Source organism: Agromyces sp. Marseille-Q5079 (assembly GCF_051016555.1).
GTDB lineage: Bacteria > Actinomycetota > Actinomycetes > Actinomycetales > Microbacteriaceae > Agromyces.
The window spans coordinates 232,036-245,548 of the sequence record NZ_JBPEJF010000003.1 but is presented as its reverse complement, the minus strand read 5'-3'; the positions used below and the strand labels follow the sequence as shown (position 1 = coordinate 245,548).

General features: G+C 72.6%; 14 protein-coding genes. 5 read left to right on the top strand and 9 right to left on the bottom strand.

All coding sequences use genetic code 11. The annotated features are described in order from the left end of the window. Nucleotides 1-150: 150 nt before the first annotated feature. A complete protein-coding gene (locus ACR3IO_RS08630) occupies nucleotides 151-897 on the bottom strand; it encodes a ZIP family metal transporter (protein ID WP_434070782.1) in 747 nt (248 codons plus the stop codon). Nucleotides 898-1,007: 110 nt separating this feature from the next. On the opposite strand from ACR3IO_RS08630, the gene ACR3IO_RS08625 reads away from it, so the two are divergent. Next, nucleotides 1,008-1,256 carry a hypothetical protein gene (locus ACR3IO_RS08625; RefSeq protein WP_434070781.1) on the top strand — a complete coding sequence of 83 codons (249 nt, stop codon included), beginning with the start codon at nucleotides 1,008-1,010 and terminating at the stop codon, nucleotides 1,254-1,256. On the opposite strand, the gene ACR3IO_RS08620 is transcribed toward ACR3IO_RS08625, so the two are convergent. Continuing rightward, entirely contained in the window at nucleotides 1,215-3,092 is a 1,878-nt protein-coding gene (locus ACR3IO_RS08620; RefSeq protein WP_434070780.1) for a DUF2207 domain-containing protein, read from the bottom strand. The genes ACR3IO_RS08625 and ACR3IO_RS08620 overlap by 42 nt on opposite strands. 91 nt (nucleotides 3,093-3,183) lie before the next feature. Here ACR3IO_RS08620 and ACR3IO_RS08615 point away from each other — a divergent pair, with 91 nt between their 5' ends. The 3 genes from ACR3IO_RS08615 to mmuM are packed head-to-tail and all read left to right on the top strand — an operon-like array spanning nucleotide 3,184 to nucleotide 5,101. After that, a complete protein-coding gene (locus ACR3IO_RS08615; protein ID WP_434070779.1) occupies nucleotides 3,184-3,867 on the top strand; it encodes a hypothetical protein in 684 nt (227 codons plus the stop codon). A gap of 60 nt (nucleotides 3,868-3,927) precedes the next feature. Continuing rightward, nucleotides 3,928-4,206 (top strand): metal-sensitive transcriptional regulator, encoded by a 279-nt coding sequence (locus ACR3IO_RS08610; RefSeq protein WP_157428201.1) that lies wholly within the window; start codon nucleotides 3,928-3,930, stop codon nucleotides 4,204-4,206. Then, nucleotides 4,199-5,101, top strand: coding sequence for a homocysteine S-methyltransferase (mmuM, locus tag ACR3IO_RS08605; protein WP_434070778.1), 903 nt, complete (start codon nucleotides 4,199-4,201; stop codon nucleotides 5,099-5,101). The genes ACR3IO_RS08610 and mmuM overlap by 8 nt, the downstream gene beginning before the upstream one ends. Nucleotides 5,102-5,162: 61 nt before the next feature. On the opposite strand, the gene ACR3IO_RS08600 is transcribed toward mmuM, so the two are convergent. The 7 genes from ACR3IO_RS08600 to ACR3IO_RS08570 all read right to left on the bottom strand — a co-directional run bounded on the left by ACR3IO_RS08600 (nucleotide 5,163) and on the right by ACR3IO_RS08570 (nucleotide 12,438). After that, the gene (locus ACR3IO_RS08600; RefSeq protein ID WP_434070777.1) at nucleotides 5,163-6,164 is read right to left on the bottom strand and encodes a glycerophosphodiester phosphodiesterase; all 1,002 of its coding nucleotides are present in this window, start codon (nucleotides 6,162-6,164) and stop codon (nucleotides 5,163-5,165) included. Between the two features lie 76 nt (nucleotides 6,165-6,240). Beyond that, the gene (locus ACR3IO_RS08595) at nucleotides 6,241-7,716 is read right to left on the bottom strand and encodes an SDR family oxidoreductase (RefSeq protein WP_434070776.1); all 1,476 of its coding nucleotides are present in this window, start codon (nucleotides 7,714-7,716) and stop codon (nucleotides 6,241-6,243) included. A 31-nt stretch (nucleotides 7,717-7,747) separates the two neighbouring features. Then, a complete protein-coding gene (locus ACR3IO_RS08590; RefSeq protein WP_434070775.1) occupies nucleotides 7,748-7,987 on the bottom strand; it encodes a hypothetical protein in 240 nt (79 codons plus the stop codon). An 8-nt stretch (nucleotides 7,988-7,995) separates the two neighbouring features. Then, the gene (locus ACR3IO_RS08585; RefSeq protein WP_434070774.1) at nucleotides 7,996-8,856 is read right to left on the bottom strand and encodes an aldehyde dehydrogenase family protein; all 861 of its coding nucleotides are present in this window, start codon (nucleotides 8,854-8,856) and stop codon (nucleotides 7,996-7,998) included. Further along, on the bottom strand, nucleotides 8,853-10,433 hold the full coding sequence (locus ACR3IO_RS08580) for an aldehyde dehydrogenase family protein (protein WP_434070773.1): 1,581 nt from the start codon (nucleotides 10,431-10,433) through the stop codon (nucleotides 8,853-8,855). The genes ACR3IO_RS08585 and ACR3IO_RS08580 overlap by 4 nt, the downstream gene beginning before the upstream one ends. Nucleotides 10,434-10,442: 9 nt before the next feature. Then, nucleotides 10,443-11,450, bottom strand: a complete 1,008-nt coding sequence (deoC, locus tag ACR3IO_RS08575) for a deoxyribose-phosphate aldolase (RefSeq protein ID WP_434070772.1) — start codon at nucleotides 11,448-11,450, stop codon at nucleotides 10,443-10,445. A 43-nt stretch (nucleotides 11,451-11,493) separates the two neighbouring features. Continuing rightward, nucleotides 11,494-12,438, bottom strand: a complete 945-nt coding sequence (locus tag ACR3IO_RS08570; protein WP_434070771.1) for a sugar-binding transcriptional regulator — start codon at nucleotides 12,436-12,438, stop codon at nucleotides 11,494-11,496. A 116-nt stretch (nucleotides 12,439-12,554) separates the two neighbouring features. Here ACR3IO_RS08570 and ACR3IO_RS08565 point away from each other — a divergent pair, with 116 nt between their 5' ends. Further along, the gene (locus tag ACR3IO_RS08565; protein WP_434070770.1) at nucleotides 12,555-13,487 is read left to right on the top strand and encodes an ROK family protein; all 933 of its coding nucleotides are present in this window, start codon (nucleotides 12,555-12,557) and stop codon (nucleotides 13,485-13,487) included. Nucleotides 13,488-13,513: the final 26 nt, after the last annotated feature.

The window sequence follows — 13,513 nt, the reverse complement described above, 5'->3', positions numbered from 1 at the left end:
GCACGGCGGTTCGAATGAACACTGCCCGAGCAGCATGCGGGCGGAGCTCGCATGGTCGGACGAAGAACGGATTCGCCTGGGCGCAGGGTCCAGTCTAGCCGTAGGCGGCGCGATGCCGCGAGATGACGCGCGCGGGCGGGCTCCGATCGATCAGCCGGCGGTGTGCACGGCGAAGCTCAGCAGGAAGCCCGAGGTCGCCAGCAGTCCGGTGAACGCGTGCGTCGTGCGGAACGCCTCGGGGATCATCGTGTCGCAGATCATGGCGAGGATCGCGCCCGCGGCGAGGGCCGTGATGAACGCCGTCGTCTGCCCGCTCGCCCCGTCGAGCAGCACGAAGCCGAGCAGGGCCGCGACCGCGCTCGCGAGGGCGATGCCGATCCAGAGGGTGAAGACGTAGCGCGCCGAGCGGCCGTCGGCCTTCAGCGCCGCGGTGCTGGAGAGGCCCTCCGGGACGTTGGAGATCACGATCGCGAGCAGCACCGGCACGCTCACGCCCGTACCGCCGACCATGCTGAGTCCGAGCACGGCCGACTCGGGGATGCCGTCGAGCAGGGCCCCGAGCGCGATGCCCACCCCCGTGCCCGCGCTCTCGCCCCGGCCCCTCGGATTGCGCTGGTCGAGCCGGTCGAGCAGGGTGTTCGCGGCGACGTAGACCACCGCGCCGGTCGCGAAGCCGCCGACGGTCGGCCAGAAGCCGCCCTCCTCCTGGGCCTCGAGCACGAGGTCGTAGGCGAGCGCCGAGATGAGCACGCCGGCGCCGAAGGCCATCACGGACGCGACGATCCTCGTCGGCACCTCGATCGTCCAGGCGATCACGGCGCCGACGACGAGCGCGGCGCCGGCGACGAGTCCGGCGAGCGCCGCCCACATCCAGTCCGCGCCGAGCCAGTCCATCATGGTCGGAGCCTAGGCCCGCCGGCCGCACGGGCATCGACGGCTCGCGGATGCCGCGTGCACGGTGTCCGCGATCCGGTGCGGCAGCGTGCCGACGGGCCTACACTGCCCCCATGAGCGAGCTTGCGGGGGCGGCCGCGGAGCCCCGAGACGCCGAGTTCACCGTGGCGCAGGACACCGAGTTCGACGAGGTCGAGTCCGTGATCGACGACGAGCATCGTCCCCTCGACGACGACCTGGCCGACGAGGTGCCCGGCATCGACGCCGAGCGCCGGGCCGACCTCGGCGACGAACGGGACCCCAGGGCGGGCACGGGCGGGTCAGACGCCGCCGCCTCCGCCGCCGCCGCCTCCGCCACCTGAGGACCCGCCGCCGCCGGAACCCGACGACGACGAACTCGATGCGGAACCCGACCACGAGGTGGTCGACGCGGTCGCGAACGAGGAGACCGCGATCGAGAACGCGGCCGCGTCGAAGCCGGACGGCCCGGCGTACCAGCCCGGCTGCTGCCCGGCGGTCTCGTAGAGCGATGCGAGCTCGCGCAGCCACTCCTTCTCGAGGCCGAACAGCGCCGCGTACGGCAGCAGCCGCTCGGTGAGTCGCAGCATCTCGGCCTGATCGACGCCGGGAGTCGCCGAGGCCGCACCGACCACGTCGACGGGATCGCGCAGCGCACCGCCCGGGCTCTGCAGCATCCGGATCCGGTCGGCCTCCGCGAGCCGGATGAAGAGTCGGAGTCCCTCCAGGTGGTCGCGCACGCGCCGTCCCTCGACGGTCAGCGGCCGCACCCCGATGACCGCGATGCCGGCGCCGATCGCGAAGACCAGCCCGGCGAAGAGCGCCACCGCCGGCCAGAACCCGCCCATGTCCGCCTCGAGGGCGATGACCGCGGCGATGAAGCCGAGCACGGCCGCGAAGAGCGCGACGACCGCGATGACGATGCGCACGCCGAGCGAGGGGCTGCGACGCAGGCCGCTCGCCACGCTGCGACCGGCGACGGCCTTGCGGATCGCGAGCAGGCGCTGGCCGAGGCTCGTCGACTTCTCGCTGAGGAGGCGTTCCTGGCCGACCTGGGGATGATCGTCGAAGAGCGCCCGCACGACCGACTGGGCGTCGGCGTCGCCGAGCGGCCCTCCCGTGAACTGCACCGAGTAGGCCTTGGCCCCGCGATCCAGGATGCGCACCTCGCCGGCGACGGCGCGCTCGAGGATCGTCGCGGTCACGCCTCGCGACGGCTGGTCGACGAGGTCGGCCGCCAGGAGTGCGCTGACGCCGGCCGGCGGCTCGTACTGGGCGATGATCGTGCCGCGGCGTGCGGGTCGCCACCTCGTCAGGCGCAGGATGAGCGCCAGGACGAACATCGCGAGCGCCACGAAGGCCGAAACCGCGGAGGTCAAGGCCGCGGGCGAGGAGGCGAACGAGTCGTCGCGCGGAACGAAGGTGCCCGGTTCGAACGCCGCCGCGATCGTGAGGTTCTCGTACGGACCGATCGCGTCCGCGCGGGCGACGAGCAGCGGATCGGGTGCCGCTCCGACCTCGAGCGCCTCGCACGGCGCGCCCGAGCCGCTGCCGCCTCGATAGCACGCGGCATCGCCCGTGAACGCGTCCTCGAGCGACGCGTCGACGCGCAGTTCGGCCCGCACCGTGGCGAACGGCTGCGCCCAGCCGACGCCGTTGACGTCCCAGTAGAACTCGTCGACCGCGGCGTCGTCGGGCTGGAGGGTGACGTTGTGCTGACGGTAGGTGATGACGTAGGTCTGCTCGCCGTGCACGTAGTCGGAGCCGGCCACCGTCACGAGCAGGAACTCGTCGTCGTCGTCGGTCTCGGCCTCGTAGGGGCGGGGCTCCCCCGCGGCATCCGTCACCGACAGCACCTGCACGTCGACCGGGTGGCCGTCGTACTCGAGCGGGATCGCCCGTCGGATGCCGCGGTTCTGGTCGAACTCGGGGAAGACGGCGACGAGGGTCTCGGTCGTCTCGAGCACCGACCTGCCGTCGCCGTCGCGCCCGAGGTCGTAGACAGCGTCGAAGGAGGCGAACGTGAAGTCGTCGACGCCCGCGGGCACGGCCGCGACGGGCGCCGCGGCGACGGCGGCCGGGACCGGCGCGGCGGCGATCGCGACGGTGGCCGGAACCAGCGCGAGCACCGAGGCGACGGCGATCGCGGGGACCGCACGGAGGAGGAGTCGGATGCGCACGGAGTCAGGCTAGTCCCGGTCGCCGTGAGCAGCCGCCTCCGGTGAGGGTGCGGCGCTCCGCCTCGAGGCTCGGGGCACGTACAGTCGACAGGTGATCATGCACGAGAAGCCGCAGCGCCTGGAGGTCACCGTCGTCCACGACGGTCGCCTGCTGTTCGAACTGCTCACCCAGAGGGGCCTCACCCTCGAGATCGGCGAGTCCGACGTCGACGATGCGGGTCGTACCGTCGATCTTCTCCTCGCCTGGGCCGCCGCCCCCGCGCGGGAGGCCAGACCCCGATGGCAGGCACGTACCGACCGCTCCCCCGACTTCCGCGACGGCGTCACGGTCGCGGTGTCGTCCGAACTGACGACGAGACCCGCGGGATGGAGCACGGCCGGGCTGCGTTCGTCGTTCGACCGGGCCTTCGGAGCGGGCGCGGCCCCGGCCTCCGAGGCCCGGCCGTTCGCGGAGCAGCTCGCCTCGGCGCTCGCGCGGTTCCTCCGGCGAAGCCGGGAGACGGCTCGCGTGCGCCTCGCCGGCGGCGCCTACGTGCCGGTCATGCAGGAGGCACTCGAACGGCTCCGCGGAATCGTCGCCGTCGAGGATCAGATGTGGCATGACACGCTCGAGGGCCAGGCCTTCGCCGAGATCGTGAGCCAGGAACGAGTTCTCGCCCTGAGCGAGGATGCCGCGGCCCGGGAGCTGCATCTCGCGGTCGCCGGGCAGCTGAGCAGCCTCTACAACTGGTACATGGACCTCGCGAAAGGCGGGAGCGCGCACCCGAGGCGGTGATCGGGGGCATCACGCCCCGTACCCCTCCGGGGTAATGCACGCCGGGCGTACGATGGTCTGGTGATCGACGACATCAAGAAGCGCGCACTGCACCGCACCAAGATCATCGAGGGCCAGCTGCGCGGCATCGAGAAGATGATCGAGAACGAGGACTACTGCGTCGACATCATCACCCTCTCGCTCGCGGTGCAGAAGTCGCTCGGATCGCTCAACAAGCTGCTGGTCGAGAACCACCTGCGCACGCACGTGAGCGACATGTACGACGCGGGCGGAGAGCAGCGCGATGCGGCGGTCGCCGAGCTCCTGCGCATCTTCGAGCTCTCGAACAACCGTGGGTGACACCTCCTCGACCTCGCTCCTCGCCGCCCTGGCCGAACGCCCCGTCGTCCTCGACGGCGGGCTCGGCACCCTGCTCGCCGAGCGCGGGGCGGATGTCGCGGCGCCGCTCTGGAGCGCCAGGACCCTGATCGACGAACCCGACGCGATCCTGGCCGTGCATCGCGACTACGCCGCCGCGGGTGCCGAGATCGCGGTCACGGCGTCGTACCAGGTCTCCGAGTCCGGCTTCGCGGGGGCGGATCGCACGGCGCGCGAGGCGCGCGCGATGCTCGCCCGCAGCGTCGACCTCGCCGTCCGGGCGCGCGACGAGGCCGGCCGCGGCTGGGTCGCGGCATCCGTCGGCCCCTACGGGGCGTCGCTCGCCGACGGCTCCGAGTACCGCGGCGACGACGGGCTCGGCATCGCCGAGCTGCGCGCCTGGCACCACAACCGGCTGCGCATCCTCGCCGACTCGGGCGCCGACCTGCTGGCCGTCGAGACGATCCCGTCGCTCCGCGAGGTCGAGGCGATCGTGCGCGAACTCGACGGCGCCGGCATCGACGCGTGGGTCTCGGTGACCCCCGACCGCGACCGGCTGCGCACGGGCGAGCCGCTCGCCGAGGCGTTCGAGCTCGCCGCGGCATCCGATCGCGTGCTCGCCGTCGGCGTCAACTGCTGTACGCCCGATTCCGTGCTCGACGCGATCGGCCTCGCCCGCTCCGTCACCGGCAAGCCCGTGGTCGCCTACCCGAACAGCGGCGAATCGTGGGATGCCGTGACCCGCACATGGCACGGCGCGCCCGGCTTCGACGCGGCCCTCGTGCGGGCCTGGCACGAGGCGGGCGCGGGACTCATCGGCGGATGCTGCCGCACGGGCCCCACCGAGATCGCCGCGGTCGCGGCCGCGCTCGGCTGATTTACGCCGCCGCAGCGCCGCCGCAGTGCTCCGGTGCCGCGGTGTCACTGACGGGCGCGGATCAGGTGCCGGGCGCGGTCACGGCGAGCCACTCGTCGAGCTCGCTCGGCTCATCGGTGATGATGCCGTCGACGCCGAGCGCGCCGACCTCCTCCCACCGGTCCTCGGTGTTCAGCGTGTAGCAGAGCACCGCGACCCCGGCCTCGTGCAGCGCGACCAGGGCCTGCGGCTGGGCGGTCACCGACCTCGCCGTCGTGCCGTAGCCGATGAGGCCGAGCCGCTCGGCCATCGGCACCGGATCGGCGGGCAGCTCGCGGATGAGCATGATGCGTGGCGTCGTGGGCGAGACCCGCTGCACGGCGAAGAGCGTCTCGAGGCTGAAGCTCTCGAGCACCACCCGGCCCCGCAGTCCGAACTGCTCGACGAGGTCGACGACCGTGCGCACCTCGTCGTTCGTCCAGTCGGCCTTCAGCTCGACGAGCGCCCGGGCGTCGGGGCGGTCGGCGAGGGCGGAGAGGAACCGCTCGAGCGTCGGCATCCGCTCGTCGGCGAACTCGGGGCCGTACCAGGCGCCCACGTCGAGCCGCCCGAGCTCGTCGGCGTCGAGGTCGCCGACCGAGGCGTCGTCGCCGGTGATGCGCTCGAGGTCGGTGTCGTGGAAGAGCATCGGGACCCCGTCGCGGCTGAGCTGCACGTCGGTCTCGACGTAGGCGAGCCGGTCCATGGCGAGCTCGAGCGAGGGCATCGTGTTCTCGGGTGCCTCCGCGCGGTCGCCGCGGTGCCCGATGATGAGGGCGGGCTCCCCGGGGCCCCGGAGCGCGCCGAACACGTCGATGGCCGTGGCGCTCGTGGGCGTTCCGAGGATGAAGATGAGGGCGGAGACGCCCGCGACGCCCACCGCCCCGAGGAGCACGCGCACGAGCCGCCTCGGCGGATGGAGGTCGAGCCTCCTGCGGGCGGACGCGGCCGATTCGAGCGGCCGGGATGCCGTGATCGTGGAGACGGGCAGCTGGGATTCAGGGGGTGCGATCGTCGGGTCGATCGCGCCGGGAACGCGAGTCACGGGTCGGGCCTTTCCACCGATCGCGCGTCCCTGCGCGATGGTTCCCGTCACTCTAGCAAAGAGCGTTACCGTTTCGTTATCTTTTTTCGGAGCGTTCGGATGCCTCCGCCTCCGCCGTGATCCGGTTCGCCATCCCGGCGAAGATGACGCCGTGGAACGGCAGGATGCCGAACCAGTAGAGCCGGCCCGCGAGCCCCTTCGGGAAGAACACCGCCCGTTGGCGATACGCGGAGCCGCCGCCCGGCGCCTCCGCCGCCGAGAGCTCGAGCCAGGCCCGCCCCGGCACCCGCATCTCGGCGCGCAGCCGCAGGAAGGACCCACGGTCGATCGCCTCGACGCGCCAGAAGTCGACGGCGTCGCCCACGCGCAGCGTCTCGGGGTCGAGACGCCCCCGACGCAGGCCGACCCCGCCGGTGAGCTTGTCGATCCACCCGCGCAGCGCCCAGGCGAGCGGGAAGGAGTACCACCCGTTCTCGCCGCCCACGCCCTCGATCACGCGCCAGAGCGACGCCCGGCTCGCGGAGGAGTCCCGCCGCCGCTCGTCGACGAACACGGTGTGCCCGGCCCAGTCTGGATCGCTCGGCAGCGGGTCGCTCGGCGCGCCGGCCACCTCGGCGTTGCGCCAGCTCGTCTCGACCTCGCCCGCGCGCTCGCGCTCGAGCGCCAGCCGCACGGCGGTGCGGTACGGCAGCAGTCCTTCGGCGGGCGGCGGGATGACGTCGTCGATGTCGTGGTCGTGCACGACGCAGTCGAACTGCAGCGATTCGATGATGGGCACCGCGAGCCGCCGAGGGATCGGCGTGACGAGGTTCACCCACTGGCCGGCGAGCCACGGCGTGAGCACCGGCAGCGCGGCGATCGGCCGCTGCGGCAGGCCGGCCTCGACCGCGTACCCGTTCATGAGCTGCCCGTAGCGGTGCACGTCGGGTCCGCCGATGTCGAAGGCCCGGTTCACCTCGGACGGCACGTCGACCGCGGCGACGAGGTAGTGCAGCACGTCGCGCACCGCGATGGGCTGGATGAAGCTGCGCACCCACCGGGGAGCGGGCATGTACGGGAGCACCTCGGTGAGGTGGCGGATCATCTCGAACGACGTCGATCCCGACCCGATGACCACCCCCGCCTGGAGCACGATCGTCGGCACGCCCGAGCGCAGGAGCACCTCGCCGACCTGCGCCCGCGAACGGAGGTGCCGCGAGAGCCGCCCGCCCTCGGGATGCAGCCCGCCGAGGTACACGATGCGGCGCACGCCGTGGCGGAACGCGGCATCCGCGACGGTGCGCGCGATCGCGAGCTCGGTCTGCTCGAAGTCGCCGCGCCCTCCCATCGAGTGCACGAGGTAGTAGACCGCGTCCATGCCGGCGGTCGCGGCGTCGACGGCGGCCGCGTCGGCGAGGTCTCCCGTCACGACGTCGACGGATGCCGCCCACGGGACCTCGCGCAACCGCTCGGGTCGGCGCACGAGGACGCGCACCTCGTGGCCCGCTGCGAGCAGGCGCGGCACGAGCCTGCCGCCGATGTAGCCGGTCGCACCGGTCACGAGTACGCGCACGAGTCCCCCGTTCCGAGACCGACGCGGCGCGTCAGGCCCGTTCGTTCCCTCGACGATAGTTGCCGCTCGCCCGCGCCAGCAGGTGCTGCGCCTGTGAATCGTCCGCACGCTGCAGGGCGTCGATGAGTCGCGCGGCGTCGCCGCCGCCGACCGTCATGACGGGCCGGCCGCCGCGATACACGATCACGCCGCCGCGGCCCGTCAGCCGGTAGTCGAACGGATCGGACGAGAGCCGGCCCCGCTCATCGGAAGCTCCATCGCGTCCGGACATCGTGGCGCCTACCGCATGCTCTTCGTGTGCCAGACCGTCTTCGTCTCGGTGAACGCCGTGATGCGGCCGAGCGCCGGCGCCGCGGCATCCGGACCCTGCTCGGGCCGGAGCACGCGCTTCAGGGTGTCGGCGGCCGCGATCTCGAGGTCGATCCAGTCGAGGTCGCCCGCGCCGACCAGGTCGAGCGCGTTCACGTCGGCGTGGCTCGCGAGCCACGGCGCGATCTCGGCCGGCGACCCGGTGAGCACGTTGACGACGCCCTTCGGCACGTCGCTCGTGGCGAGCACCTCGGCGAGGCTGATCGCCGACAGCGGGAACCGCTCGCTCGCGACCACGACGACCGCGTTGCCGGCGACGAGGGCGGGCGCCACCGCCGAGACGAGCCCCACGAGCGAGGAGTCCTGCGGCGCGACGACCGCGACGACGCCCGTGGGCTCGGGCACCGAGATGTTGAAGTAGGGGCCCGCGACCGGGTTCGCGTTGCCCGCGACCTGGGCGTACTTGTCGGCCCATCCGGCGTACCAGACCCAGCGGTCGATCGCCTCGTCGACCTGGGCGGATGCCGCGGCGCGGGTCGCGCCCTCGGCGTCCTCGATCTCGGCGACGAACTGCGCCCGACGCCCCTCGAGGAGCTCGGCGATGCGGTAGAGCACCTGTCCGCGGTTGTACGCGGTGGCGCCCGCCCATCCGCCCACGGCGGCGCGCGCGGCGACGACCGCGTCGCGGGCGTCTTTGCGGGAGGCCTTCGCGGCGTTCGCGAGGAAGGCGCCCGAGGCGGAGAGCACCTCGAAGGTGCGCCCCGACTCGCTGCGGGGGAACGCTCCCCCGATGTAGAGCTTGTACGTCTTCGGCACGGCGAGGCGGCTCATCGCTTCGATCCCTTCGTCGCGGCCTTGGCTGTTCGGGTCGCACGGGTGCGACGGGTCTTCGGCTCGGCCGCGGCATCCGTCGCCGCCGACTCGACCGCCGCGCGCGACGCCGATCGGGTCACCGAGGCCTGACCGCCGATCGCCGCCGGGGCGAGGTACGCGGCGAGCCCGTGACGGCCGCCCTCGCGGCCGTAGCCCGACTCCTTGTAGCCGCCGAACGGCGACGCCGGGTCGAAGCGGTTGAACGTGTTCGCCCAGATCACGCCGGCGCGAAGCTGGTCGGCGACCGCGAGGATGCGGCTGCCCTTGTCGGTCCAGATGCCGGCCGAAAGGCCGTAGGGCGTGTTGTTCGCCTTGGCGATCGCCTCGGCGGGCGTGCGGAACGTGAGCACCGAGAGCACCGGGCCGAAGATCTCCTCCCGGGCGATGCGGCTCGAGGTCTGCACGCCCGTGAAGATCGTCGGCGCGTACCAGAATCCGTTCTCGGGGATCTCGCACGGCGCGCTCCAGCGCTCGGCGCCCTCGGCGACGCCCACGTCGGAGAGTTCGCGGATGCGCTCGAGCTGCTCGCGCGAGTTGATCGCGCCGATGTCGGTGTTCTTGTCGAGCGGGTCGCCGAGGCGCAGCGTCGACAGGCGAGCCTTGAGGCGGTCGACGACCTCGTCATGGATGTTCTCCTGCACGAGCAGGCGACTGCCCGCGCAGCAGACGTGGCCCTGGTTGAAGAAGATGCCGTTGACGATGCCCTCGATCGCCTGGTCGATGGGCGCGTCGTCGAAGACGATGTTCGCGGCCTTGCCGCCGAGCTCGAGGGTGACCTTCTTGTCGGTGCCGGCGATCTGCTTCGCGATCGCGCGGCCGACGGCGGTCGATCCGGTGAACGCGACCTTGTCGACGCCCTCGTGCGAGACGAGCGCGGCGCCGGTGTCGCCCGCACCCGTGATGATGTTCACGACGCCGGGCGGCAGGTCGGCCTGCTGCAGGATCTCGGCGAAGATGAGCGCCGTGAGCGGCGTCGTCTCGGCCGGCTTCAGCACCACGGTGTTGCCCGCGGCGAGCGCCGGCGCGATCTTCCACGCGAGCATGAGCAGCGGGAAGTTCCACGGGATCACCTGGGCGGCGACGCCGAGTGCGCGCGGGTTCGCCCCGAGGCCCGCGTGGTCGAGCTTGTCGGCCCACCCCGCGTAGTAGAAGAACCACGCCGCCACGAGCGGCACGTCGACGTCGCGCGACTCCTTGATGGGCTTGCCGTTGTCGAGCGACTCGGCGACCGCGAGCTCGCGGGCGCGCTCCTGCACGAGGCGCGCGATGCGGAAGAGGTACTTGCCGCGGTCGCGGCCGCTCATGCGCGACCAGGTGCGGTCGTAGGCGCGACGGGCGGCGGCGACGGCGTCGGCGACATCCGCCTCGTTCGCATTCGAGATCGTCGCGATGCGCGCCTCGGATGCCGGGGAGATGGTCTGGAACGGGGTGCCGCGGCCGTCGACGAACTCGCCGTCGATGAAGAGGCCGTACTGCTCGCGCAGGTTCAGGACCGCCGTGGACTCGGGGGCGGGAGCGTATTCGAGGAAGCTCATGATCTCGTCTCAGTCGATCGTCACGTAGTCGGGGCCGGAGTAGTGCGAGCTCGCCAGCTTCTGGCGCTGCAGCAGCACGTCGTTGAGGAGGCTCGAGGCGCCGAAGCGGAACAGGTGCGGCACGAGCCACTCCTCGCCGACGGTCTCGGCGACGGTCACGAGGTACTTGATCGCGTCCTTCGAGGTGCGGATGCCGCCCGCGGGCTTCACGCCGATGCGCTGGCCGGTGGCGAGGTGCCAGTCGCGCACGACCTCGAGCATGAGGAGAGTCACGGGCAGCGTCGCGGCCGATGGGACCTTGCCGGTGGAGGTCTTGATGAAGTCGCCGCCCGCGAGGATGGAGAGCCAGGACGCCCGGCGCACGTTGTCGTAGGTGACCAGCTCGCCGGTCTCGAGGATGACCTTGAGGCTCGCGCTCGTGCCGTCGGCACGGCGGCAGGCCTCCTTGACGGCGGCGATCTGGTCGAAGACGAGGCCGTAGCGGCCGGCGAGGAAGGCGCCGCGGTCGATCACCATGTCGATCTCGTCGGCGCCGGCGGCGACCGCCTCGGCGGTGTCGGCGAGCTTGATCTCGAGCGACGCGCGGCCGCTCGGGAAGGCCGTGGCCACCGCCGCGACCGAGACGAGGCCGTCGTCGGGGTCGCCGTGCGCCGCTCCGAGCGCGTCGATCGCATACGGCACCATGTCGCCGTAGACGCAGACCGCCGCGACGCGGGGCGTCGACGCATCGGCCGGGTCGGGGTTCAGCGCCTTCGCGACGAGCGAGCGCACCTTGCCCGGGGTGTCGGCGCCCTCGAGGGTGGTGAGGTCGATGAGCGAGATGATGTGATCGAGCGCCCACCGCTTGGAGGTGGTCTTGATGCTGCGCGTGCCGAGGCCGGCGGCGCGCTGCTCGAGGCCGACCGCGTCGACACCGGGGATGCCGTGGAGGTACCTGCGCAGCGTCGCGTCGTCGGGCTCGCCGCCGAGCACGGCGAGCGCGCGCTCCCGGGCGGTGATGAGGGATGTTCCTGTCATGGGATGACCTGACTTTCGAGGAGTCGGTTGGCGACGGCGGGCGTCAGCCGTCGAGAAGGTGGAGGGCGGTCGCCTCGTCGGTGACCAGCACCGAGCAGAGGCCGCTGCGCACGACCGCGTCGGCGACCGCGTGCTTGGCGCGGCCGGCGATCACGGCGACGCCGAGGGTGGCCGCGCGCAGCTCGTCGAGCGTCAGTCCGACCGTGCGCGCATCGAGGGCCGCGTCGACGATGTTGCCGTCGGAGTCGATGTAGCGCCCGACGACGTCGCCCACGGCGCCCTTCTGCACGAGGAGGTCGACGTCGGCCTCGGAGAGGTACCCGCTCTCGACGTGCACCGACGTGTGGTCGGCCGCACCGGCACTGAAGAGGTACGCGTCGGCCGAGCGAGCGAGGTCGATGACGCCGGCGACGACCCGGTCGGCCTCGATCGCGTGCTTGGTCTCGAGGCGCTCGAGGATCGCGGGGCTCGGCAGCAGGGTGGCGCTGCCGCCCGCCTTCTGCGCGATGCCGACGGCCGTCGCCGCGGCCGTGCCGGGGCGACGGTTCAGGCTGACGCCGCCGTTGATCTGCACGACGTTGACCCCGGAGGCCCAGCCGTTGCGCAAGTGCTGCGAGATCTCGAACAGCGTGCGGCCCCAGCTGACGCCGAGCGTGCGCGGCACCGGGCGGAGCGAGGTGAGGTAGTCGGCGGCGGCCTGCGCGGTGCGCGACTGCAGCTCCTCTGCCGAGGCGACCCCCGCCGAGGAGACCACGACCGCGTCGGTGAGCCCCCGCTCGTCGCGGAGACGCCGCTCGATGGGCAGTCGCCTGGCTCGCGGGTGCACGATCTCGATGCGGATGAATCCCTGCTGCTTCGCCTGCGCGAGGAGTCGGCCGACCTTCCACCGGGTGAGGCGGAGGGCCTGCCCGATCTCGTCCTGCGTCTTGTTCTCCTCGTAGTAGAGCTCCGCCGCTCGGATCGAGAGGAGTTCGTCGATCTCGTCCACACCAGTCCTTCCGCCGTACCCAGCGTAGGCACGCCCGTGCTCATCGGCAACACTCGCGGCAGATCGTGCTCATATGAGCAGGATGCCGCCGGTCGTGCGCGCCCTATGCTGGCGGGGTGACCCGCCCCCTCGCCCTGGCCGTCGATCTCGGCGGCACGAAAGTCGAAGCCGCCCTCGTCGACGACACCGGAACCGTGCTCGGGGCCTCCCGCCGTCGCCGGCCCACGGGGCCGACGGCCTCGAGCGCGCAGCTCGAGCAGGCCGTCCGCGAGGTCGTGGTCGCCACGCACGGCACGCTCCCCGACGGGGCCGAACTCGTCGGCGTCGGCATCGGGTCCGCCGGGCCGATCGGCGTGGCCGCGGGCACGGTCTCCCCACTGAACGTCCCGGCCTGGCGCGGGTACCCGCTTCGCGACTTCGTGGCCGGCCTCCTGCCGGGCACTCCGGTGACGCTCCGCATGGACGGCGTCTGCATCGCCCTCGCCGAGCACTGGGTCGGCGCCGGTCGCGGTGCCGGCAACCTGCTCGGCATGATCGTCTCCACCGGCGTCGGCGGCGGACTCGTGCTCGGCGGCCGGGCCACGCCGAGCCCGACCGGCAACGGCGGCCACATCGGCCACATCGAGGTCGGCGGGTTCGAGGATCCCTGCCCGTGCGGGGGCCGCGGATGCCTCGAGGCCGTCGCCTCCGGCCCGCGCACCGTGGCCTGGGCGCGCAGCCACGGCTTCGCCGGGACCACCGGCGAAGACCTCGCGGTCGCCCACGCCGCCGGAGACCGGGTCGCCCTCGCCGCGGTCGAACGCGCCGGCACCGCGATCGGCCGGGCCGCGGCATCCGCCTCGAGCCTGCTCGACCTCGACGTCGTCGCCATCGGCGGCGGCTTCAGCCGCGTCTCGCCCGCACTGTTCGAGCACGCGCGCGCCGCCCTCGCAGAACGCACCACGTTCGACTTCGTCACGCGCACGCGCATCGTGGCCTCGGGCCTCTCCGACGAGGGCCCGCTGATCGGCGCGGCGGCGCTCGTGCACGAGGCCGACCTGCTCGCCTGAGCGGTCGGCGAGCCGCGACCGCCAAC

Coding starts and splice junctions, on each gene's coding strand:
- ACR3IO_RS08625 (WP_434070781.1), top strand. CDS start 1,008: ATGAGCGAGCTTGCGGGGGCGGCCGCGGAGCCCCGAGACGCCGAGTTC.
- ACR3IO_RS08590 (WP_434070775.1), bottom strand. CDS start 7,987: ATGTCCGGACGCGATGGAGCTTCCGATGAGCGGGGCCGGCTCTCGTCC.
- ACR3IO_RS08580 (WP_434070773.1), bottom strand. CDS start 10,433: ATGAGCTTCCTCGAATACGCTCCCGCCCCCGAGTCCACGGCGGTCCTG.
- ACR3IO_RS08585 (WP_434070774.1), bottom strand. CDS start 8,856: ATGAGCCGCCTCGCCGTGCCGAAGACGTACAAGCTCTACATCGGGGGA.
- deoC (WP_434070772.1), bottom strand. CDS start 11,450: ATGACAGGAACATCCCTCATCACCGCCCGGGAGCGCGCGCTCGCCGTG.
- ACR3IO_RS08630 (WP_434070782.1), bottom strand. CDS start 897: ATGATGGACTGGCTCGGCGCGGACTGGATGTGGGCGGCGCTCGCCGGA.